The organism is Streptomyces paromomycinus, assembly GCF_003865155.1.
GTDB lineage: Bacteria > Actinomycetota > Actinomycetes > Streptomycetales > Streptomycetaceae > Streptomyces > Streptomyces chrestomyceticus.
The window spans coordinates 4,627,316-4,647,163 of sequence record NZ_BHZD01000001.1; the positions used below are offsets into that span (position 1 = coordinate 4,627,316).

The following is a 19,848-nucleotide window of genomic DNA, read 5'->3' on the forward strand; positions in this document are numbered from 1 at the left end:
GCTGCGATCGGAGGACTCATGACGGACCCGGACCGGAGCGCCCACCAGCAGGCGGGGGCGGCCGACGCCGTACTGACCCTGCCCGGCACGATCCTCACCACGCCCGGACCCGGCCGGGCGTACGGCGGACCCGGCGGGCCCGGCGGCTGCACCCTCGGCCTCGACATCGGCGGCACCTTCGTCAAGTCCGCGCTGGTCGCCGCCGACGGCACGGTCCGGCACGAGAGCCGCTGCCCGACCCGGAGCGCGGACGGCCCCGACGCCGTCCTGCGCGCCGTCCTCGACCACGCCGCCGAGACCCTGGCCGTGGCCCGCGACGCGGGCGAGGACGTCCGCGCGGTGGGCATCGCCTCCTGCGGGCTGGTGGACGAGGACGCGGGCACCGTCGTGTTCTCCGCCTCCATCCAGTGGCGCGACCTGCCGCTGCGGCGGCTGGCGGCCGAGCGCCTCGGCCTGCCGGTCGCCCTCGGGCACGACGTACGGTCCGGCGGCCTGGCCGAAGCGCGGCTGGGCGCCGGGCGCGGCCACCGGGTCGTCCTGTTCGTGCCCGTCGGTACGGGGGTGGGCGGCGCGCTGCTGCTGGACGGGAAGCCGTTCCCGGGCAGCCACTGGCGCTCGGCGGAGGTCGGGCACGTCGTCACCCGGCCGGACGGCGACGCGTGCCCGTGCGGCCAGCGCGGCTGCCTGGACACCATCGCGGGCGGCGTCGCCGTGGCCCGCCGCTACAACCAGCGGTGCGGCACCCTGTCCCCGGTCTCCGGCGCCGAGGAAGTGGCGCGGCGCGCGGCGGCCGGCGACCCGGCGGCCGTACAGGTGTGGGAGGAGGCGGCCGACGCGATGGCCCAGACGCTGCTGGCGGCGGTCACGCTCTTCGACCCGGCCGTCCTGGTGCTGGGCGGCGGGCTCAGCCAGGCGGGCGAGCAGCTGCGCGCGCCGCTGCGGCGCGGCCTCGAACAGCGGGCCGCCTTCCAGGCGCTGCCCGAGATCGTCTTCGCCCGGCTGGGCGAACGGGCGGGCCGGATCGGCGCCGGGCTGCTGGCCTGGGACCTCCTCCACGCCCGCGAAGGCGTACGGACATGAGCGGCCACGGCCGGGCACAAGCGGTCGCGTACGGGCATGAGCGTCCACGGCCGGGCACAAGCCGGGCGCAAGCGGTCGCGCCCGTGCCCGTACGCGGGCACAGCCCGCCCCAGCCGGACACCCGCGTCGGCTGCCGACCCGGCCCTGACCGGCCGCGCGGCCCCCGCTGACCAGGTCTGCCCGCGGCGCGGCGGAGGTGGGGGAAACGGGCATGTACACCGCAGTGGGCGCGGCGGACCGCCACCGGGGGCGGGCCATCGGGTTCGCTCTTCCCAGCCGGGTTCTCCTCCCCTGAAAGGGGCCCGACCATGAAGCACCCTGTCTCCGGTGCCGGCCACGCCGGCTCCGGAGCCCCCCACCCCGCCGCCGACACCACCGGAACCGGCCCCCACGCCGGGTCCGGCGGCCCGGCCCACCACCTCGTCGAGGGTCGCACCATCGACGCCGTGCCGGAGACCGAACGGCACGGCCGCCCGCGCGACCTGTTCGCCGTCTGGTTCGCCGCCAACATCAGCCCGCTGACCATCGTCTCCGGCACCATCGCCCCGCTCGTCTTCGGCCTCGGCCTGTGGCCCGCCATCGCCGCCGTGACCCTGGGCAACCTGCTCGGCGGCTTCCTGATGGCCCTGCACGCGGCGCAGGGCCCGCGGCTCGGCGTCCCCCAGATGATCCAGAGCCGTGGCCAGTTCGGCAGCCACGGCTCGCTGCTCGTCACGCTCGTCGTCGTCTTCATGTACGCGGGCTGGTTCGCGTCCAACCTGGTCATCGCCGGGCAGGCGCTGAACCGGTCGGTACCCGCCGTGGACACCTCCGGCTGGCTGGTGCTGTGCGCGCTGGCCGGGCTGGTCGTCGCGGTCGTCGGCTACCGCCTGATCCACCGCGTCGGCCGCTGGGCCACCGTCGTCACCCTCGCGCTGCTCGCCCTGTGCGCCGTACGGGTGTTCCTGACCCCCGGCGTCCTCGCACGCGCCACGGACGCCACCGGCTTCACCCTCTCCGGCTTCGTCGGCATGACCGCGATCGGCATCCTGCTCCAGATCACCTACGCCCCGTACGTCTCGGACTACACCCGCTACATGCCCGCGCACGCCGCGTCCCGCCGCTCCACCCTGTGGTTCACCTACTGGGGCAGCGTCCTGGGCAGCGTGCTGCCGATGTTCCTCGGCATCGTCATGGGCATCGCGGTCGCGGACGACGCGATCGCCGGACTGGACACCGTGCTCGGCGGCACCCTCTCCGCCGTCGTGCTGTGCTCCTTCGCCGTCATCGTCGTCCACGTCAACTCCATGAACCTGTACGGCACTTCGCTGTGCCTGGTGACCGCCGCCCAGACATTCCGGCACAGCTGGCTGCCGGGCCGCCTGACCCGTACGGCGCTGATCGCGGGCCCGCTCGCCCTCGGCCTCACCCTCGCCCTGGCCTTCCAGGACACCTTCCTCGCCTCGTACACCGACTTCCTGGCGATCCTCCAGTACGTCCTGATCCCGTGGACCGCCATCAACCTCGTCGACTACTACCTGATCCGGCGCGGGCACTACCACGTACCGTCCTTCTTCGCCCCCGGCGGCGGCGTGTACGGGCGGGTCAACGGCCCCGCCGTCCTGGTCTACGCCGTCAGCTTCGCGCTGGAGGTCCCCTTCATGCACACCTCGGCCTACACCGGGCCGGTCGCCTCGGCCCTCGACGGGATAGACCTCTCCTGGGCCGTGGGCCTGGCGGTCCCCACCGTCGCGTACTGGCTCATCGCCCGCCGCCGCACCGCACCCGACCTGCTCCCCACCACGGCTCCCGCCCTCCCCCAGGAAGGCTCCTGACCATGTCCACCATCCCCGACTTACGCGCCGAGGCAGCCCGCCTCCTGCACGCCAACCGCTACCTCACCCTCGGGACCGCCGGCCCCGACGGCACCCCCTGGGCCGTCCCCGTCACCTACGCCTGGGACGACGCGGACCACTTCTACTGGTGGTCCGCGTCGGACGCGGCGCACTCCCGCAACATCGCCGCCAACCCCGCCGTCTCGCTCCTGGTCTTCGACTCCCGGGTGTCCGACTCCGAGGCACAGGCCCTCTACGGGGAAGGCACCGCGCACGCCCTCGCCCCGGCCGACCTGCCGGCGGCCCTCGCGGTCTTCTACGCCCGCCGCTACCCCGACCCCGCCGTCCGCGCCCGCAGGGCCCGCGAACCCGACGAGTTCCAGGGCGGCTCCCCCAAACGCTTCTACTGCGCCACCGTCCACGCCTACTCGGCCCTCACCCCGGACCCCCACCCGATTCACGGCAACACGGTGCCCCACCGGGTCACCTTTCCGTTCACCACGGCGTGGGCGAAAGCGTACGAGCCGGGGTGAGGCGGAGGGTCAGAATCCCATGAACGGACGTCGCCTCACAGGCACTTACGCCGCCAGGCGAGCAGCCCCGCCAGCGCGATCGGCCCGGCGACGGCGGCCTTGACGGCCAGCTTCGTCGACAGCCACGCGAAGCCGGGTGCCCACAGCCCCAACCACCAGGCCAGCAACAGGGCCAGACCCACCACCAGGACGGCGCACACCACGGACACCGCTATACGGGCCGCCCGGTTGCCGAGCTGTTCCGCACTCTCCCCCTCGCTCATGATTGTGATTCTAGAGACGAGGGGTGACCCGTCACGGGCTCAGGTGGTGATCTTGCCAAGGATGTCCGGATGGCGTCGGCCGTGCCCCGTGGCCGCCTCGTAGGCGGCACCGACCCGGAGAACGGCCAGGTCGGCGCGCGGCGGCCCCACGATCTGGAGGCCCACCGGGAGGCCGCCCGGGGTGAAGCCCGCCGGCACGGACAGGGCGGGCACGCCCAGGACGGACACGAAATAGGCCGAACGCATCCAGTCGATGTAGGTGTGCTGCGGCTGCCCCTCGACCGTGTCCGGGTACTCCGCCGCCGCGTCGAACGGCGCGACCTGGGACACCGGCGCCAGCAGCACGTCGTACCGGGTGAAGAAGTCGACGGCGCTCCGGTGCAGCCGCGCGCGGCAGGCCGTCGCGCGGGCCAGGTCGGGGCCGGTCAGGCGGCGGCCCTGCTCGATGTTCCAGGCGAGACTCGGCTTCAGGGCCTCGGGGGACGCGTCGAGCGCCGCGCCGAGCGCGAGGTCGAAGTGGTGGGCCCGCAGAATCCGGAAGACGTCGTCGGCCCCGTCCAGGTCCGGGCAGTCCTCCTCGACCCGGCAGCCCAGCCGCCGGAACACCTCCGCCTGCGGCTCCAGCACCGCCCGCACCTCGGCGTCGACCGGCACCCGGCCGCCCAGATCGGGCGTCCAGGCCACGCGCACCCCGGCGAGGCCGCACTCCAGCGGCTCACGGAACGGCGCTCCCGGCCCCTCCAGGCTCACCGGGCAGCGCGGGTCGGGCCCCGCCATGACGGAGAGCAGCAGCGCGGCGTCGGCGACCGTACGGGCCATCGGTCCTGGCACGGTCAGCGTGTCCCACGGATTCCACGCCGGGTACGACGGCACCCGGCCGGGGGTGGGGCGCAGCCCGACGACGTTGCAGAACGAGGCGGGATTGCGCAGCGAACCGCCCATGTCGGAGCCGTCGGCGAGGGGTTGCAGCCCGGCGGCCAGCGCGGCCGCCGCACCGCCGCTGCTGCCGCCCGCCGAGCGGGTGAGGTCGTACGGGTTGCGGGTCACACCGAAGACGGGGTTGAAGGTGTGCGAACCGGCGCCGAACTCCGGCACGTTGGTCTTCCCGATGCGGACCGCCCCGGCGGCCTGGATGCGGTGGACGAGCAGTTCGTCCTCGTCGGGGACGGTGTCCGCGCGTAGCGGCGAGCCGAACGTGGTGCGCATTCCCCGGGTGAGGTGGGTGTCCTTGAAGGCGATGGGCAGCCCGTGCAGGGGCCCGGCCGCCCCGCCGCGCGCCAGGTGTTCGTCGGCGGCCGCGGCGGCCGCCAGCGCGCCTTCGGGGTCGAGCGAGACGATGGCGTTCACCTGCGGGTTGACGCGCTCGATGCGGTCCAGGTGGGCCCGTACGACCTCGCGCGCGGACACCTCGCGGCGGCGGATGCGGGCGGCGAGGTCGGTGGCGTCGGCGGAGGTGAGGTCGGTGTCGGTGCCGGTGTCGACACCGGTGGGCCCGGTGCCGGTGGCGGCTCCGGCTTCGGCTCCGGCTCCGGCTCCGGCTCCGGCTCCGGCGAGATCGTTGTCACCACTCATACCCGCAACCCAACACCGTCCATCAGCGCCCCCACCACCCCCCGGGCCCGCCCGACGGCGTCCTCGTCCCCCGTCCGCAGGCCGCGCGCCCACGCCTCCGCGGCGTCCAGCGCGGCGAGCGCCGGCAGCGCGTACCGCTCCGCGTCCGTCAGCTCCCGCCCGTAACCGCGCAGGAAGGCGGCGCGCAGGCCCGGATCGCGCAGGCACGCGCCGTACGCCACCCGTACGAGGTCCTCCGCCGCGCACCCCAGCCGCGCCTGCGCGAACCCGGCGAGCGCCAGGCGCCGGCCCGCCGCGTCCCACAGGAAGTGGTGCACGCCGACATCTCCGTGCAGGAAGCCCGCGGGGAGCGGCGGGAGCAGGTGGAGCACCGCGGCCCGGTCCAGGACGAACCGCCGCTCCGCCGCGTCCAGTACCCCCGCGTCCGTCAACTCGGCCACCTGCGCCTCTGCGGCGGCGCACCGTCCGGCGGCCCAGCGGTCCGCGCCGCCCACCGGGCCCGCCGCACCCGCCGGGCCGCACGCGTCGTGCAGACGGCGCAGCAGCCCGCCCGCCTGCCGGTACACCTCCGTACGGTCGGCACGGCCCGGCGCGGAGTCGGGCAGACCGGTCCCCGGCGCGGCGGTGAGCAGCAGCGCGAGACGGCCCGGGTCGCTGTCGACGAGGACCGGCGCGTGCGCGTGCCCGAGGGCGGGGACGGCGTGCCGGTACGCGTGCGTCTCCCGCGTGTAGCGGTCCGGCGTCGGCGCCACCTTGAGGAAGAACCGGGCCGCGTCCGCGCGCGTCAGCTCCCACACCCGCGCGCCGGCCCGCTGCCGCGAGACGTCGCGGACCTCGGTGATCTCACCGCCGGCCCGGCTGCGGGCCCAGGCGGCGACGGGGTTCGGGACGGTTGGCACAGTTCCTCCTCGGTTGACGCCGGTTCGGACGGGTGCTCGCAGAACGAGGCCCGCGGACCGTTCGTCACGGTCCCACGCGGGCGCCCTCTCGGTCGAAAGTTCGACCGGACCGTCAACGCGCGGCCCGGCACGGGTCGTGCGCGGCACGGTTCACCCGGCCGTGGACAGCCACCCGATCCGGGGATTGCGGACCGCCGACGGGTCGCCGATGGCCTGCCGAATGGCTGGAAGTCGGCAGCGTCCGGGCGGTCACCACCCTACGGAGTTGTACAGTTGCGCAATCCAGCAACTTAATCAGCGCTGCGCGGGAGCGCACCGAAACGCCGGGGGATCCACATGCCAGGCACCGACTCCCTACGGACCGAGGTGGACGCCGCCTTCGCGCACGCCCTCGGCCAGGCACTCGCCTCCCCGGAGGTCGGGGAGGCGATGCGCCGCGCCCCGGGAGCCGCCGACCGCGAGCAGCTGCGCACCCAGGCCCACCGGGAACGCGACACCCTCTGCGCCGCCGCGGCACCCGAGTACGCGACGTACGCCCGACTACGCTCCGCGAACGGCGCGCCGCCTCCCGACGCGGCACACCCGGAGCCCCTTACGTCCGCGGACTCCGGCGGCGGCCTGCTGCCCGCCCTCGCCGTCCTCGTACCGAGCCTGGGCGCGGTGGCCGCCGTCCTCTTCCTCGCGATCGGCTTCGGCATGCGGCTCGTCGGCTTCCACCGGCAGTTCGCCGACGAGCTGGTGTACGCGGGCTGGCTCGCCGCCGGCATCGCGGCGGCGGCGACCGTGGCCGGGCTGGCCTGGATGCTGGTGACCGCGGCCCGCAACCGCTCGGCGACGACCGCGGACGGCACCCCAGGCACCGATGCCGGCACCGGGGAGCTGGAGCCCGAGGTGGCACAGGCCCGCGCGGCCTGGCAGCGCGCCCTACTGGAGCGAGCCGTCCTGCCGTTCCTGCTGGACCGCATCCGCACCCGGGAGGAGGAGGCACGCACCGCCCCGACCGCAGCCCCGGCCCCTCGCACCCGCCCCGGCTACTCCGCCCCCGGATACGGCAGCCCGGAGTACGCCGGCCCCGAGTACGCCAGCCCGGGTTACGGAAGGCCCGCCTACGGGAGCCCGTCGTACGAAAGCCCGGACCGCTAAAGCCGATCCGGGTTATCCACAGGACTGGTTGTGAGCCACGCCACAAAGGCACTATGGGTACATGACCAGGGCCACCGGCCGTGCGCCGTCGGGGCCGCCGCAGCCGTCGCCGCGGCGGTACAACGCCGTGCTCCGGCTGTACGACGCACCCCTGCACCGGGACTGGGCTTTCTGGCTCACCGTCGGCCTCGCCGTTCTGGAGGCCGTCAGCGTTCTCACCTACCCCGGGTCGCCGAGCGGCCTGCCCCGCTGGCTGGACACGCTACTGGCGGTGCTGATCTTCACCCTGCTCTTCGGGGTTGTACCCGCCTGGATACGGCTGGGCGTTCGCCGGTGGCGGTGGCGCAGGCGGCAGAGCTCCCCGAAGCCGCCCCCTGGCGCGACCCCGACCCCGACCTCGGCCCCGCGCACCGCCCCACCCGCTCACGCCGACGAGGTCCCGCACACCACCCCTCCCCCTCACGCCACCACCCAACCGAGACGCCCGCCCCCACCCCCTCCCCACGGCCCCGCCCACCCCGAGTCCGCGTACCCGCCGTCCCCCGATCCCCTGGCCGCCGCCCGCCGGGCCTTTCCGCACCCGGTGGCGCGGACCGTGCACGAGATGCAGCGGGCGCACACCGCCAAGGACCGCCACGAGGCGCTGCTCGAAGCCGGTGAGACGCTCGCCGCCACCGTCGCCGTCACCGCGGCCGGACTGCTCACGGCGCACGGCACCGGGGAGCGCAACCTCGCGGAGCTGCGTACCGCTCTGGCCGGCACCGGCACCACCTTCGGCACCTGGACGGTCTGGCTCCACCACCTGTGCAAGGTCGCGCGGGAGCGCACGGACGTGGTCCCCGGCCTCGCGGAGGCCCTCCGGGACGACGCCGAGATGGCGGCCCGGCCGGACGACCCCGGGCTCGCCCAGTTCCTCGACCGCCTCAAGGGGGAACGCAACCGCACCTCGCACGGCGACAAGCCGCGGACACAGGAGGAGGCCGCCCTGCGCGTCGCCGAGCACCGGCTCACCCTCGAACAGGCGCTGACGTCCGCCCAGTTCCTCACCGGACTGCCCTGGCTGCTCACCGTCTCGTGCGCCTACCAGCGCCGCACCGGCACGTTCGAGGTCGTGGCGGACCACCTGATGGGCGACCACCCGGACTTCGACCGGCTGACCTTCTCCTGCCCGGCCCCGGTCGCCGACGACACGGTGTACGTCCTCAGCCCGGCGGGCCCGGTCGCCCTGTCGCCGTTCGTCGCCAGCCTGTACTGCGCGCAGTGCGGGCGCCGCGAGATATGCCACGCCAACAACGCGGGGCGCCGCAACCGCCCGGCGGCCTACAAGAGCTTCGGCCGCGGGCACGTCATCCCGTACCCCGAGCTGGACGAGGAGATAGCCGCCCTGCCCGGCCCGCGGCCGTCACCCCGTCCGGGACGCCGCACCCCTTAGCTCGTAATGGGATTCATTTTCATATAGCCTCGTCCGGAACCGGCACCGGCACGTGTCCGCGCACGCCCCATAGCGGCATGCCGCGCCGCGTGCCCGTCACCACACCCGCGCCCCAGGAGAGGTTCCCGGACCATGGCCGTTCCCAAGCGGAAGATGTCCCGCAGCAACACCCGCCACCGCCGTGCCCAGTGGAAGGCCCGCACGCCCGCCCTGGTCCCGGTGACCGTGGACGGTTCCGTCTACCAGGTGCCGCGCCGCCTGGTGAAGGCGTACCGGCTCGGCCTGCTGCGCCCGGAGGACTGACCGCCCATGGCCCCGCCGCCCCCGGCCGGCCCGCTGCCCGTCACCGTGCTCTCCGGATTCCTCGGCGCGGGCAAGACCACGCTGCTCAACCATGTCCTGCACCACCGGGCGGGACTGCGCGTCGCCGTGATCGTCAACGACATGAGCGAGATCAACATCGACGCCGCGCTCGTCCGCGGCGGCCGGGCCGCCCTGTCCCGCACCGAGGAACGCCTGGTTGAGATGACCAACGGGTGCATCTGCTGCACCCTGCGCGACGACCTCCTCGAAGAGGTCGCCCGGCTGGCCCGGGAGGGCCGCTTCGACTACCTGCTCATCGAGTCCAGCGGCATCTCCGAGCCGCTGCCGGTGGCCGCCACCTTCGCGTTCCCGCGCGACGACGGCGCGACGCTGGGCGACCTGGCCCGGCTGGACACCATGGTCACCGTGGTCGACGCCGCGAACTTCCACGACGAACTGGCGGACGGCGACGGCCTCGCCGAGCGCGGCCTCGCCCCGTACGAGGACGACGAGCGGACCGTCAGCGACCTGCTGGTCGACCAGGTCGAGTTCGCCGACGTCATCGTGGTCAACAAGCTCGACCTGGTGGACGAGGCGCGGGCCGCGCGGCTGCGGGCCGCCCTCACCCGGCTGAACCCGGCGGCCCGGATCGTCCCCGCCCGGCACGGCCGGGTGGCGCCCGCCGAGCTCCTGGGCACCGGCCGCTTCGACCTGGAGCGCGCCCAGCAGGCTCCCGGCTGGGTCAGGGAGCTGAACGGCGACCACGTACCGGAGACCGAGGAGTACGGGATCTCCAGCACGGTCTTCCGCGCGGCGCGCCCCTTCCACCCCGGCCGGCTCTGGACCTTCGTCACGGAGGACATGGACAGCGGGGCGTACGGAGAGATCCTGCGCTCCAAAGGTTTCTTCCGCCTCGCCGGCCGTCCGCGCGTGACCGGGCTGTGGTCGCAGGCGGGCTCCGTCGCCCGCTTCGAGCCGACGGGCACCCACGCACCCGGCGGAGACGACCGGGACGCCCTTCCCGGGGGCGGGGACGTCCAGGAGCTGGTCTTCATCGGGACCGGGCTGCGGGCCGCAGCCCTGCACACCGCCCTCGAAGACTGCCTCGTCACGGCCGCCGAGACGCGTACGGAGGCGTACGGCGCCGACCCGTTCCCGGCCTGGGACACGTACGGCGTGGACGACAGCTGCGACCACGAGGGCGAACCGGCATGGGCGGGCGGCTGACCCGACAGCGCGCCGCCGTGCTGCGCGTACTGGCCGGGTGCCAGGACTTCGTCTCGGCACAGGAGTTGCACCTGCGCCTGGACGCCGCCGGCGTACCCGTCGGCCTGTCCACCGTCTACCGGGCCCTGCACGCCCTGGAGCGGACCGGGCAGGTCGACGTCGTACGGGACGAGGCGGGCGAGCGCCTCTACCGGCCGCGGCCCGCCGACGGCCACCGCCACTACCTGCTCTGCCGCCGCTGCGGCCACAGCCGCCCGCTGGACTCCGACGTGGTGGAGCGCTGGGCGGAGCGGGTGGGCGCGGAGAGCGGCTTCAGCGCCGTCGAGCACACCGTGGAACTCAGCGGCATCTGCGCCCGCTGCACCGGGGCGCGCGCGTAACTCCGGGGTCCATGGCCAGGTGCTCCGGGGCCCCGGGCTACGCGGTCCGTACCGCGATGCGCCCGGCGCCGGGTGGCGGGAGACTCGAAGAGGGGGCGCACCTCCGAAGCGGAACCGCGGCGAATCCGCCGCGCATCCACGGCAAGGGAGGGAAGCGGCGAGAAAGGAAAGAAGGCGCCTGCCATGACAGCCACCACCCACACCCCGCATCCGCACCACACCCACGAGCACGGCACCGGCTGCGGCCATGTCGCCGTACCCCACGACGATCACGTCGACTACGTCCACGACGGCCACCTCCACCGCCCGCACGACGACCACGCCGACGAGTGCGAGCCCGCCGCGCACACCGTCCACGAGGGCCACGACCACGACCACCGCCCCGGCTGCGGCCACGTCGCCGTACCGCACGGCACCCATGTCGACTTCGTCCACGACGGCCACCGGCACGCGGCGCACGAGGATCACTGGGACGACCACTGAGGCGCGGCCCGCGAAGAATTTCCCGCCCCACCGGCAACCCCCGCGACTCCCGCACGTCGTGACGGGTGAGGGCGCCGTCCGGCGCCGTCCCGCCGATCGTGGAGCAGCCATCGTGAACGACTCTCGCACCTCCGCCTCGTCCCCCTCGTCCGCCACCTCGTACGCGCTGTCCGGCGGCGCCGGACGCGGGGCCCGCCGCAGGGTACGGAGTGCCGTGACCGCCGGGCTGCTGGTGGCGGTCGCCCTGCCCGTGCTCTCCCTGACCGGTACGGCACACGCCGAAGAGCGGACGCCGAAGGCGAGTGCCCCCAGCGCCGCCCCGGAGGCGGACCGCTCCGCCCCGAAGCCCGCCCCCGAGACGAGCACCCCGTCCGCCTCGCGCCCGAGCGCCGAGCCCAGCCGCGCGCCGCACCCCGTGCCGAGCGCGAGCAAGGTGCCCGGCCAGGGCTCCGGCAGCGCCGATGCCGCCCAGCCGTCCGGCGACTCCGCCGCGAAGCCCGCCCCCGCGCCCTCGCACGCCAAGGACGAACTCGCCGAGACCGGCACCTCCACCACCACCAACGTGGCGCTGGGCGCCGGAGCCGCCCTGCTGATCGCCGGAGGCGGCGGTGCCGTGTACGCCGCCCGCCGCCGCAGCGCCGCCTGAGCCACCCGCAGCGCCACCGACGGCCCAGGAACCGATGGAGTTCACCGCCGCCGCGTCCCTCGCCCCGGCACGGTCCGCCGTGCCGGGGCCTTGGCGCGCCCTGCGCCGGCGCCTGCTCAGCCGCGTCACGGCGCCGCGGCACGGGTACGGCCCGGCGCCCGCCCAGCGGTCCGCCGCCCGGACCGGCCCCACCGGCCCCACCGGCCCCACCGCGCACCTCCACGACGACGGCCCGGCCGCCCGCCTCCCCGACGAGAGCCCCACCATCACGGACCTCTACCACGCCCACCGGCTGTCCATGGTGCGGCTGGCGGTGCTGCTGGTGGACGACCGGGCGACGGCCGAGGATGTCGTCCAGGACGCGTTCGCGGCCCTCTACAAACGCCACGGCGAACGCCTCGACGAGGTCGACAACGCCCTCGCGTACCTGCGCACCGCCGTGGTCAACGCGGCCCGCTCGGTCCTGCGGCGCCGGCGCACGGCCCGCGACTACACGCCCCCGCACGAGACGGACGCGCCCTCCGCCGAGGAACGCGTCGTACTCGACGAGGAGCACCGCGAGGTGCTCGCCGCCCTCGGCCGCCTGACCACCCGCCGCCGCGAGGTCCTCGTCCTGCGGTACTGGGGCGAGCTGACCGAGGCGCAGATCGCGGCCACGCTGGGCATCAGCCGCGGCGCGGTGAAGTCGATCGCCAGCCGCGCGCTGGACTCCCTGGAGAAGATGCTGGAGGCGCGGCCATGACACCGCACAACCCGGAGTCCGGGCCCGCTCCCGGAAAGCCCCGGGCTTCCGGGCGCCCCCGGCAGCCCGAAGACTTCCGACAACCCGAAGACGTCCGACAACCCGAAGACTTCCGACAGCTCGAGGAACACCGACAGTCCGGTAACCCCCGGCAGCCCACCGCCCCCCACCCCGTAGAAGCACGGCTGCGCCTCGCCCTCACGGCCCGTGCCGAACAGATCGACCTCCGCGACCTGCGGCCCGCCGCACCCCCCGGCCCGCCGAACCTGCGCCGCGGCCCGTTCCTCGGCCGACGGCTGCGGCGTCTCGTCCTGCCGCTGACGGCGGCGGCCACGGTGGCCGCCGCCGCGGTGGGCTACCTGGTCCTGGCCCCGGACACCCCGGTCTCGCCGCGTCCCGTCCCCGCAGCCACGCCCCACCCCGTACCGCCCCGCCCCACACCGTCCGATCCCGAATCCGCCGGTCCCGAATCCGCCGACGCCGACCCCGTCCCCACCCCGTCGCCCTCCGCCGACACGGCCACCTCTTCCCCTCCGAAGCACTCCCCGTCACCCGGCCCCACCGCGCGGCCCGGTGCGTCCGTTCCGAGTGCGGCCACCCCCGGCCCGAGTGGCGGCTCCACCCCCTCGAAAACCCAGCGGCAGACGTCCGCGCCGCCCCCGGCCGGGACGGACCGTTCGGCGACGGTGGTGCCCGACGCGCGGCCGTCGCGGCCGTCGGGCCGGGCGGGGGTCCCGAGCAGCGCATCCAGGCGCTGAGGGGCGCGCAGCCAGACGTACGCGCCTCGCCGTACGCACGTACTACGACTGCGCGTACGGGCGGGACAGGAGGGGCACTCGGAACGGGGCGGACTTAACACTCCCCCCGCTCGTCGTCCGCCCGGCGCGACGAGCAGTACTCCGATCGTGTCGAATTCCCCCACACCCCATCCTTCACGGACTTTGCGGAATTCGGCCTTCTTCCCGCCCGCCCTGCCGCGCCCGCCCGCCCCGCCCACCACACCCCGCCGGACGCTCATTTCCAGCCGTCCTCGGACGTACGTCGCGCCACTTTTCCGGGGCGGCGGCCGCCTTTCGGCACCGGGAGCGGCCCTTTCCCCACCATGGCCGCGCGGGACGCGGGCCACCTCCCCGATGCCGCCCGTCAGCCGCCTTCTTCCCGCCCCACTCCGGAAATGCCCCTCTTTGCCGTCTTCGCTCTCCGGCCGCATGGCTGCGCCCGGAGCCGGTGGCCCGGTAGGCTTTCCGTGTGATCTTCAAGCGCATCGGAAATGGGCGGCCGTACCCGGACCACGGCCGGGAAAGCACCCGCCAGTGGGCGGATGTCGCCCCCCGTCCGGTACGCCTCGACCAGTTGGTGACGACCAAGCAGCAGCTCGACCTGGAGACGCTGCTCGCCGAGGACTCCACCTTCTACGGCGACCTCTTCGCACACGTCGTGAAGTGGCAGGGCGACCTCTACCTGGAGGACGGGCTGCACCGCGCCGTGCGCGCGGCCCTCCAGCAGCGCCAGGTGCTGCACGCCCGCGTCCTGGAACTGGGCTGAGGTACCGGCCGGCACAGACGGCCCGCGTACGGGGCCGCAGGCCCGCAGCCGCCGTCCGACACGGCCCACCCCCTGATCGGCGCACGGTATTGGCCCTTTCGGGTGGGCCTCACGACGCGTATTGATCATTTGATAGGCACGGGCTCGACCCCGCACTACGCTGCGAACATGAGCATGCTGACGCCCCCTGGCATGGGCGGTAAGAAGTACCGCATCACGGGCGACAGATATCCACGGATGCGCCGCCCCCGTCACCGCCGGCGGATCGCTCTCGCGATCACCGCCGCCGTCTGCGCCCTGGCCCTGGCCGGCTGGGGCACGTTGCAGCTCATCGACGTCTTCGGGGGCCGGGGCGGTACGGCCCAGGCCGCGCAGGACAAGAAGAAGTGCCCCGACAAGGGCGGGGACGGCACGAAGCCGGCCGGCGCCCTGGCCGCCGGTACGGGCAAGCCGCTGCCGAAGCCCGCCGACGTCACCGTCAACGTCTTCAACGCGACCGCCCGCGGCGGCCTCGCCAAGACGACCGCGGACGAGCTGAAGAAGCGCGGCTTCAAGGTCGGCAAGGTGGGCAACGCCCCGCCCGCCTACGACAAGAAGATCAAGGGCACCGGCGTGCTGCTGGGCGCGCAGGCGACGTCCGAGGGCGCCCAGAAGGTGCTGGGCACGCAGCTCGCCGGCGCGGAGCCGAAGACCGACACCCGTAAGACGGGCGACGTCGACCTGCTCATCGGCGACACGTTCAAGGCGCTGGCCGAGCCGGCCGCGGCCCAGAAGGCGCTCACCGCGCTGACGGCACCGCCCAAGACGGACCCGCGCTGCCGTAAGTGACCGGCGCGGGCCGAGCGCCCGTCCGGGACGAACACCGGCCCGGGGACGAGCGCCCGCCCTGAAGCACCCGCCCGGACGCCCACCCGCCTCCGAAGACCGGCGGCCTCAGCCCGCCGTGCCGTACATCCGGTCGCCCGCGTCACCCAGGCCGGGGACGATGTAGCGGTCGGGGTCCAGGCACTCGTCCACGGCCGCCGTGACGACCGTCACCGGCGCGCCGGCCAGCTCGCGCTCCATCACCTCGACGCCCTCGGGCGCCGCCAGCAGGCAGATCGCGGTGACGTCGTCCGCGCCGCGGTTGATCAGTTCCCGGATGGCCGCGACCAGCGTGCCGCCGGTGGCCAGCATCGGGTCGACCACGTACACCTGGCGGCCCGAGAGGTCGTCCGGCATCCGCGTGGCGTACGTGTGGGCCTCGTACGTCTCCTCGTTGCGGACCATGCCCATGAAGCCGACCTCGGCCGTGGGCAGCAGCCGGACCATGCCGTCCAGCATCCCCAGACCGGCCCGCAGGATCGGTACGACCAGCGGGCGGGGGTGGGACAGCCGCACTCCGGTGGTCGCCGTCACCGGGGTCTCGATGTCGACCTGCTCGGTCCGCACATCGCGGGTGGCCTCGTACGCGAGCAGGGTGACCAGCTCGTCGGCGAGACGCCGGAAGGTCGGGGAATCGGTGCGCTTGTCGCGCAGGGTAGTGAGTTTGTGCGCCACCAGCGGGTGGTCGACGACGTGGATCCGCATGACATCGACAGTAGCCGAGGTCACGGGCGCCGGTGCCCGCCCGTCCGTGCCGTGCGGCCCGGAAAGCGATTCCGTCCCCGTTGGCATCGAACCACCGGTCCGGGGGAAAGTGGGCACAAACGCCCGGTACGCAGCACCGGTGCCGGGCACGGACCTCGTCCCAAGGCGGTGTACGGCGTGCCCGACGGGAATGGGAGCGGCAACGGAACCGGGGCCGGACGCGGTACCGGGCGCGGCGCGAGCGGCGGGAGCGGCAGCGGATCCGCGAACCGGCGCCTCCGCCGGACCGGCGGAGGCGCCGGCTCCCGCCCCGTACGACCGTCCCGGGCAGCCCCCGACCCCCAGAAATCCCGGGAAACAGCGGGCCGGACGGCAGACCGGGCACCTGACCGGACACCGGACCAGGCCCCGCCGGCCCCGCGCCCGTCCCCGAAGCGCCCCACACCCGCGCTCATGACCCCGGCCGCCGACCCACCCGGCAAACCGGCCACCACCCCGCCTCCCGACGCGGACGCCACAGCCGAAGGCGCCCCTGACGACTCCACCGACGAGCCCATCGACGAAGGGGCCACCGGCGGCGAGAACGACGCGGCACGCCGACGGCGACGCGCCCAGTTCCTGCGCGATCTCAACGAGGCCAAGGAGCTGCGCGACCGCGTCCAGCCGCGCCGCGCCCGGGCCGCACGGATGCGGCAGGCCATGAGAATGCGCACGTTCCGCTGGTAGCCGAACGTCACTTTTGCCCCATCAGAACCTCTCGTCCCACAAGACGTGAGCCACATCTCTCATATCGCCCGCACGACGCAACGCCGAAGACCCCGCGCAATCGCGTTGTTTCTGCCACGATTCCGATGGGCGGGGACCTGCGGCGCCGAGGCGCCGCCCCGTCCGGCCCGGCACGCCTATGACCAGTGGGAGAGTCACGGTGTACTTCGCCGCACTGCTCGCGCGCACCGAAGACGGGTGGGAAGCGAGCGACACGGAGCTCGACAATGTGGAGACCCTGACCGATCTGGCCGACCTGGCCCGTGAGGCCGCGGTCGACGACGACACGGTGGTGGCATACATCGAGCAGGAAGGCACGTGGTTCGGCGTCGTCCGTGTGGACGGCGAGGACGATCCACGGATCTTCATCTCGAACGCCGCCGCCGCTGCCCGCAGCTCGTACGGTGCGATGCTCACCGACGAACTGCTCGGCCGCGACGAGGACGGCACCGACGACCTCGACAGCCTCGACCTGGACGGTACCGAGGACGGCGAACCCGACCCGGCGGACGGCCCGGGCGAGGGCGACGGGACGGCGGCGGCTGCCGACGCCCCCGCGCCACCGCCGGGACCGCTCGGCGACCCGGGCCTGCTGACCGACCTGGGCATCGGCGACAAGGAGCTGCTCGCGCTCGACACCGACGCGCTGTCCGAGATCGCCGACGCCCTCGGCTGCACGGATGTCCTGGAGGCCGTGAGGTAACCCCCGTCACGGACACTGGGAGGCATGACCGCCTCCTTGCCCGACCCCCTCCACACCCCGGCGCCCGACCCGCTGCGCGATCCCTGGACCGCGGCGATGCGACGGGCGCTGGACGAGGCTGCCCGTGCCCCCGGGACCGGTGACGTCCCGGTGGGCGCCGTCGTGCTGTCCCCCGACGGCACGGTCATCGGCACCGGCCGCAACGAACGCGAGGCCACCGGCGACCCGACCGCGCACGCCGAGATCCTCGCCATCCGCGAGGCGGCCCGCACCCTGCGCGGCACACGCTCCGACGGCACACCTTCGGACGGCGCACCTTCGAACGGCACACCTTCGAACGGCACACCTTCCGACGGCACACGTTCCGACGGCACACCTTCGGACGGCGCACGTTCCGACGGCACACCTTCGGACGACGCGCGGCAGCCCGGCGACTGGCGGCTGACCGGCTGCACCCTCGTCGTCACCCTGGAACCGTGCACGATGTGCGCGGGCGCCATCGTCCTGTCCCGCCTGGACCGCGTCGTCTACGGGGCGGCCGACGAGAAGGCGGGCGCCGCCGGCTCCCTCTGGGACGTCGTACGCGACCGCCGCCTCAACCACCGCCCCGAAGTGATCACCGACGTCCTCGCCGCCCCCTGCGCCGACCTCCTGACCACCTTCTTCCGCTCCCGCTGACCCCCCGCACACCCCCACCGCCGGATACCGATTTCGGCGTACGGCCCCCCGTGGGCTAGAGTTCCTCTCGGTAGCGTGTCCGAGCGGCCGAAGGAGCGCGCCTCGAAAGCGCGTGAGGGGGCAACCTCTCCGTGGGTTCAAATCCCACCGCTACCGCTTGTAACACCCCTCTGATCCGCGGAGACGCGATCAGGGGGGTGTTTTGCGTGCTGCATGTGCAGCACAGCGGTGCTGCACATGCGCTCCGCTTGACCCGGATCGGCAGCGCCTCCCTTGGGGCGCGGGCCTTCCCACCCTCCCCTCCGTGGGACCTGCTCCCACGGATCCCACAGGGACAGCCCGCCGCACGCGAGCTGCCGGGCCGGACCCGACGGGCACGATTCCGAGCACCTGCACGGCTACCAGGCCGTCCATCGCAGGTCCGGGAAGCCGGTGGACCAGCGCTTCCGGGTCGATGTCCGCGGCGTCCAGCGTGATCCCGGCGAAGTGGCCCAGGCTTCGGGGAGCGGGGGCCTGGGCCGCGTCGGGATCGGCGCCGACGGTGGCGGCGCCGATGCCCGACGCTTGCAGCAGGGGCTGGAGCAGGCCCGGCGAGAGAACGTTTCGGCGGAGGCGGCGTTCAGGCCATGCAGCCCGAGCGGGAGTGCTTTCAGCGGCGGGTGCGGGTCCGCGTCGCGCTCCAGGACCACAACGGAACAGTCGGCCAGGGCGAGTTCGTTCGCCAGGAACAGGCCGACAGGGCCCGCACCTGCGATCACTACGCCATACATGCAAAGCTCCTTCGCCAGCAGGGGTGGGGTCCGGCTGCTGGCGGGCCGGGGGTTTCAGTCGAAGAGGGAGAGGTCGATCGAGCGGGCCAGGGCCTCGTATCCGGCGTCGTTGCCGTGCAGGTGATCGCCCATGTGGAGGTCGTCGCGGATGCGGGAGGGGTCGGCCGGGTCGCGCCAGACGGCGTCGAAGTCCAGGACGCCGTCGAAGACGCCGCTGAAGCGGATCCACTCATTGACCTGTTCGCGGGCCTTGTCTCCGTCGGCTGTGTACATGTCCGAGCCGCCATAGGGTGCGATGGTGGCGGCGTGCACCTTCGCACCGTGAGCGCGGGCACGGGCGGCGGCCTGTTGGTGGGCGGCGATCACGTCTTCGACCGTGACGGGCTCGCCGCCGAACATGGCGAGGAAGCCGGCGCTTTCCTCGGTGTCGGGGGCGAAGGAGAAGACCAGGTCGTTGCCGACGGCGATCACCACGTGTTCCAGACCCGGCGTGGCGAGGATGTCCCGGTCGAAGCGGGCCAGCGCGGACGTACCGATGCCGTCGTTGAGCAGGCGGTTACCGCCGATGCCTTGACTGACCACGTAGCGCGTCGTCGCGTCGCGGCCGATGAGGCGCTCGGCCAGGACGTCGGTCCAGCGCCGGTCGGCGCCGGGCGTGGAGCCGATCCCGTCGACGCGGGAGTCACCGAGGACGGCGATCGTGTTCGCCGGCCGGTCGGGCAGCACCTCCACGGCAGAGATGAATGCCTGGGCGGGCAACGGGGCCGCGTCCGCGTCCAGCGCGCTCGACGCGGTCGCGTCGCCCGGCACGATCCAGCCCGGCGCGTGGAAGGTGCCGTGTCCGGTGACGGTTTCGACCCGGCCCGGCAGGTACAGGCTGATCGTCATATGCGCCAGCGCGGGCAGCACCAGACCGATGGGGTCGCTGAGTATCGGCGCCCCGGCGGGAATCGTGACGCTTGACCGGCCACTGAACGTCACCGTGCGGCTGCTGCCGTCCTGGATCAGGTGGCCGTCGCCGGCGAGGGCCACCCGGGCCGCACCGATCGTCACGGGCGCGGTGCCGTATTCGTTGCTGAGGCGGATACGGATGCGGCTGCCGCCGCCGCTCACCCGCACGATCTGCCGCAACGTGGCGTTCTCGAACGGATCGACGCCGGAGACCGTGTTGTCCGGGGCCTGCGGCGAGGCGCCCCAGGTGCGTACCCAGCCCGACGTGGTGTGAGCACCCGCGGCACGGGCGCCGTTGCCATCGCTGTTTTCCATGGCCGTTGTCCTTTGCTGGGAAGGGATACCGGCAG

Annotated in this window: 23 protein-coding genes and 1 tRNA gene; 18 read left to right on the forward strand and 6 right to left on the reverse strand. The window is 74.0% G+C overall.

The window, feature by feature from the left end:
• Positions 1-18 precede the first annotated feature (18 nt).
• The 3 genes from OEIGOIKO_RS19385 to OEIGOIKO_RS19395 all read left to right on the forward strand — a co-directional run bounded on the left by OEIGOIKO_RS19385 (position 19) and on the right by OEIGOIKO_RS19395 (position 3,427).
• Positions 19-1,080 (forward strand): ROK family protein, encoded by a 1,062-nt coding sequence (locus tag OEIGOIKO_RS19385; protein ID WP_125055121.1) that lies wholly within the window; start codon positions 19-21, stop codon positions 1,078-1,080.
• Positions 1,081-1,388: 308 nt separating this feature from the next.
• Positions 1,389-2,894 carry a purine-cytosine permease family protein gene (locus OEIGOIKO_RS19390; protein WP_125055122.1) on the forward strand — a complete coding sequence of 502 codons (1,506 nt, stop codon included), beginning with the start codon at positions 1,389-1,391 and terminating at the stop codon, positions 2,892-2,894.
• Positions 2,895-2,896: 2 nt separating this feature from the next.
• Entirely contained in the window at positions 2,897-3,427 is a 531-nt protein-coding gene (locus tag OEIGOIKO_RS19395; protein WP_125055123.1) for a pyridoxamine 5'-phosphate oxidase family protein, read from the forward strand.
• Positions 3,428-3,462: 35 nt separating this feature from the next.
• Here OEIGOIKO_RS19395 and OEIGOIKO_RS19400 read toward each other — a convergent pair whose 3' ends face one another.
• From OEIGOIKO_RS19400 to OEIGOIKO_RS19410, 3 genes are read right to left on the reverse strand one after another with little or no spacing between them, the layout of a single operon-like run.
• Positions 3,463-3,690: a hypothetical protein gene (locus OEIGOIKO_RS19400; RefSeq protein ID WP_125055124.1), complete on the reverse strand. Its 228-nt coding sequence runs from the start codon at positions 3,688-3,690 to the stop codon at positions 3,463-3,465.
• Between the two features lie 39 nt (positions 3,691-3,729).
• Positions 3,730-5,262 (reverse strand): amidase, encoded by a 1,533-nt coding sequence (locus OEIGOIKO_RS19405; RefSeq protein WP_125055125.1) that lies wholly within the window; start codon positions 5,260-5,262, stop codon positions 3,730-3,732.
• Positions 5,259-6,161, reverse strand: coding sequence for an aminoglycoside phosphotransferase family protein (locus OEIGOIKO_RS19410; RefSeq protein ID WP_170251762.1), 903 nt, complete (start codon positions 6,159-6,161; stop codon positions 5,259-5,261). The genes OEIGOIKO_RS19405 and OEIGOIKO_RS19410 overlap by 4 nt, the downstream gene beginning before the upstream one ends.
• A 336-nt stretch (positions 6,162-6,497) precedes the next feature.
• Here OEIGOIKO_RS19410 and OEIGOIKO_RS19415 point away from each other — a divergent pair, with 336 nt between their 5' ends.
• From OEIGOIKO_RS19415 to OEIGOIKO_RS19460, 11 genes are all read left to right on the forward strand, one after another.
• Positions 6,498-7,304 carry a hypothetical protein gene (locus OEIGOIKO_RS19415; protein WP_125055127.1) on the forward strand — a complete coding sequence of 269 codons (807 nt, stop codon included), beginning with the start codon at positions 6,498-6,500 and terminating at the stop codon, positions 7,302-7,304.
• A 61-nt stretch (positions 7,305-7,365) separates the two neighbouring features.
• Entirely contained in the window at positions 7,366-8,736 is a 1,371-nt protein-coding gene (locus OEIGOIKO_RS42140; protein WP_174857186.1) for a hypothetical protein, read from the forward strand.
• Between the two features lie 132 nt (positions 8,737-8,868).
• The gene (gene rpmF, locus OEIGOIKO_RS19425) at positions 8,869-9,039 is read left to right on the forward strand and encodes a 50S ribosomal protein L32 (RefSeq protein ID WP_030018017.1); all 171 of its coding nucleotides are present in this window, start codon (positions 8,869-8,871) and stop codon (positions 9,037-9,039) included.
• Positions 9,040-9,045: 6 nt separating this feature from the next.
• Positions 9,046-10,266 carry a GTP-binding protein gene (locus OEIGOIKO_RS19430; protein WP_125055128.1) on the forward strand — a complete coding sequence of 407 codons (1,221 nt, stop codon included), beginning with the start codon at positions 9,046-9,048 and terminating at the stop codon, positions 10,264-10,266.
• Positions 10,251-10,646, forward strand: a complete 396-nt coding sequence (locus tag OEIGOIKO_RS19435; RefSeq protein ID WP_125055129.1) for a Fur family transcriptional regulator — start codon at positions 10,251-10,253, stop codon at positions 10,644-10,646. Before OEIGOIKO_RS19430 ends, OEIGOIKO_RS19435 begins: the two co-directional genes overlap by 16 nt.
• A 183-nt stretch (positions 10,647-10,829) precedes the next feature.
• The gene (locus OEIGOIKO_RS19440; RefSeq protein WP_125055130.1) at positions 10,830-11,129 is read left to right on the forward strand and encodes a hypothetical protein; all 300 of its coding nucleotides are present in this window, start codon (positions 10,830-10,832) and stop codon (positions 11,127-11,129) included.
• A gap of 112 nt (positions 11,130-11,241) precedes the next feature.
• Positions 11,242-11,775, forward strand: coding sequence for an LPXTG cell wall anchor domain-containing protein (locus OEIGOIKO_RS19445; RefSeq protein ID WP_170251764.1), 534 nt, complete (start codon positions 11,242-11,244; stop codon positions 11,773-11,775).
• A 34-nt stretch (positions 11,776-11,809) separates the two neighbouring features.
• Entirely contained in the window at positions 11,810-12,517 is a 708-nt protein-coding gene (locus OEIGOIKO_RS19450; protein ID WP_174857187.1) for an RNA polymerase sigma factor, read from the forward strand.
• Positions 12,514-13,275, forward strand: a complete 762-nt coding sequence (locus OEIGOIKO_RS41195; RefSeq protein ID WP_148112432.1) for a hypothetical protein — start codon at positions 12,514-12,516, stop codon at positions 13,273-13,275. The genes OEIGOIKO_RS19450 and OEIGOIKO_RS41195 overlap by 4 nt, the downstream gene beginning before the upstream one ends.
• A gap of 490 nt (positions 13,276-13,765) precedes the next feature.
• Positions 13,766-14,062, forward strand: a complete 297-nt coding sequence (locus tag OEIGOIKO_RS19455) for a type II toxin-antitoxin system VapB family antitoxin (protein WP_003986294.1) — start codon at positions 13,766-13,768, stop codon at positions 14,060-14,062.
• A gap of 168 nt (positions 14,063-14,230) precedes the next feature.
• A complete protein-coding gene (locus OEIGOIKO_RS19460) occupies positions 14,231-14,890 on the forward strand; it encodes a LytR C-terminal domain-containing protein (protein ID WP_125055132.1) in 660 nt (219 codons plus the stop codon).
• Between the two features lie 105 nt (positions 14,891-14,995).
• On the opposite strand, the gene upp is transcribed toward OEIGOIKO_RS19460, so the two are convergent.
• Positions 14,996-15,631, reverse strand: a complete 636-nt coding sequence (gene upp, locus OEIGOIKO_RS19465) for a uracil phosphoribosyltransferase (protein WP_030018025.1) — start codon at positions 15,629-15,631, stop codon at positions 14,996-14,998.
• Positions 15,632-16,084: 453 nt separating this feature from the next.
• Here upp and OEIGOIKO_RS19475 point away from each other — a divergent pair, with 453 nt between their 5' ends.
• From OEIGOIKO_RS19475 to OEIGOIKO_RS19490, 4 genes are all read left to right on the forward strand, one after another.
• The gene (locus OEIGOIKO_RS19475) at positions 16,085-16,357 is read left to right on the forward strand and encodes a hypothetical protein (RefSeq protein WP_125055134.1); all 273 of its coding nucleotides are present in this window, start codon (positions 16,085-16,087) and stop codon (positions 16,355-16,357) included.
• A gap of 199 nt (positions 16,358-16,556) precedes the next feature.
• Positions 16,557-17,099 (forward strand): tRNA adenosine deaminase-associated protein, encoded by a 543-nt coding sequence (locus OEIGOIKO_RS19480; RefSeq protein ID WP_125055135.1) that lies wholly within the window; start codon positions 16,557-16,559, stop codon positions 17,097-17,099.
• 24 nt (positions 17,100-17,123) lie between these two features.
• Positions 17,124-17,777 (forward strand): nucleoside deaminase, encoded by a 654-nt coding sequence (locus tag OEIGOIKO_RS19485; RefSeq protein ID WP_170251766.1) that lies wholly within the window; start codon positions 17,124-17,126, stop codon positions 17,775-17,777.
• Positions 17,778-17,846: 69 nt separating this feature from the next.
• Positions 17,847-17,933, forward strand: a tRNA-Ser gene (locus OEIGOIKO_RS19490).
• A gap of 242 nt (positions 17,934-18,175) precedes the next feature.
• Here OEIGOIKO_RS19490 and OEIGOIKO_RS19495 read toward each other — a convergent pair.
• Both OEIGOIKO_RS19495 and OEIGOIKO_RS19500 read right to left on the reverse strand, forming a co-directional pair.
• Entirely contained in the window at positions 18,176-18,547 is a 372-nt protein-coding gene (locus OEIGOIKO_RS19495; protein ID WP_371858941.1) for an FAD-dependent oxidoreductase, read from the reverse strand.
• A gap of 54 nt (positions 18,548-18,601) precedes the next feature.
• Entirely contained in the window at positions 18,602-19,813 is a 1,212-nt protein-coding gene (locus OEIGOIKO_RS19500; RefSeq protein WP_125055136.1) for a GDSL-type esterase/lipase family protein, read from the reverse strand.
• Positions 19,814-19,848 lie beyond the last annotated feature (35 nt).

Bases quoted from the DNA above. Each gene is read 5' to 3' on its own strand.
- OEIGOIKO_RS19415 (WP_125055127.1), top strand. From the start codon at position 6,498: ATGCCAGGCACCGACTCCCTACGGACCGAGGTGGACGCCGCCTTCGCG.
- OEIGOIKO_RS19450 (WP_174857187.1), top strand. From the start codon at position 11,810: ATGGAGTTCACCGCCGCCGCGTCCCTCGCCCCGGCACGGTCCGCCGTG.
- OEIGOIKO_RS19385 (WP_125055121.1), top strand. From the start codon at position 19: ATGACGGACCCGGACCGGAGCGCCCACCAGCAGGCGGGGGCGGCCGAC.
- OEIGOIKO_RS19395 (WP_125055123.1), top strand. From the start codon at position 2,897: ATGTCCACCATCCCCGACTTACGCGCCGAGGCAGCCCGCCTCCTGCAC.
- OEIGOIKO_RS19440 (WP_125055130.1), top strand. From the start codon at position 10,830: ATGACAGCCACCACCCACACCCCGCATCCGCACCACACCCACGAGCAC.
- OEIGOIKO_RS19500 (WP_125055136.1), bottom strand. From the start codon at position 19,813: ATGGAAAACAGCGATGGCAACGGCGCCCGTGCCGCGGGTGCTCACACC.
- OEIGOIKO_RS19485 (WP_170251766.1), top strand. From the start codon at position 17,124: ATGACCGCCTCCTTGCCCGACCCCCTCCACACCCCGGCGCCCGACCCG.
- OEIGOIKO_RS42140 (WP_174857186.1), top strand. From the start codon at position 7,366: ATGACCAGGGCCACCGGCCGTGCGCCGTCGGGGCCGCCGCAGCCGTCG.
- OEIGOIKO_RS41195 (WP_148112432.1), top strand. From the start codon at position 12,514: ATGACACCGCACAACCCGGAGTCCGGGCCCGCTCCCGGAAAGCCCCGG.
- OEIGOIKO_RS19435 (WP_125055129.1), top strand. From the start codon at position 10,251: ATGGGCGGGCGGCTGACCCGACAGCGCGCCGCCGTGCTGCGCGTACTG.
- OEIGOIKO_RS19400 (WP_125055124.1), bottom strand. From the start codon at position 3,690: ATGAGCGAGGGGGAGAGTGCGGAACAGCTCGGCAACCGGGCGGCCCGT.
- OEIGOIKO_RS19390 (WP_125055122.1), top strand. From the start codon at position 1,389: ATGAAGCACCCTGTCTCCGGTGCCGGCCACGCCGGCTCCGGAGCCCCC.
- rpmF (WP_030018017.1), top strand. From the start codon at position 8,869: ATGGCCGTTCCCAAGCGGAAGATGTCCCGCAGCAACACCCGCCACCGC.
- OEIGOIKO_RS19460 (WP_125055132.1), top strand. From the start codon at position 14,231: ATGAGCATGCTGACGCCCCCTGGCATGGGCGGTAAGAAGTACCGCATC.
- OEIGOIKO_RS19405 (WP_125055125.1), bottom strand. From the start codon at position 5,262: ATGAGTGGTGACAACGATCTCGCCGGAGCCGGAGCCGGAGCCGGAGCC.
- OEIGOIKO_RS19475 (WP_125055134.1), top strand. From the start codon at position 16,085: ATGACCCCGGCCGCCGACCCACCCGGCAAACCGGCCACCACCCCGCCT.
- OEIGOIKO_RS19430 (WP_125055128.1), top strand. From the start codon at position 9,046: ATGGCCCCGCCGCCCCCGGCCGGCCCGCTGCCCGTCACCGTGCTCTCC.
- OEIGOIKO_RS19495 (WP_371858941.1), bottom strand. From the start codon at position 18,547: ATGTATGGCGTAGTGATCGCAGGTGCGGGCCCTGTCGGCCTGTTCCTG.
- upp (WP_030018025.1), bottom strand. From the start codon at position 15,631: ATGCGGATCCACGTCGTCGACCACCCGCTGGTGGCGCACAAACTCACT.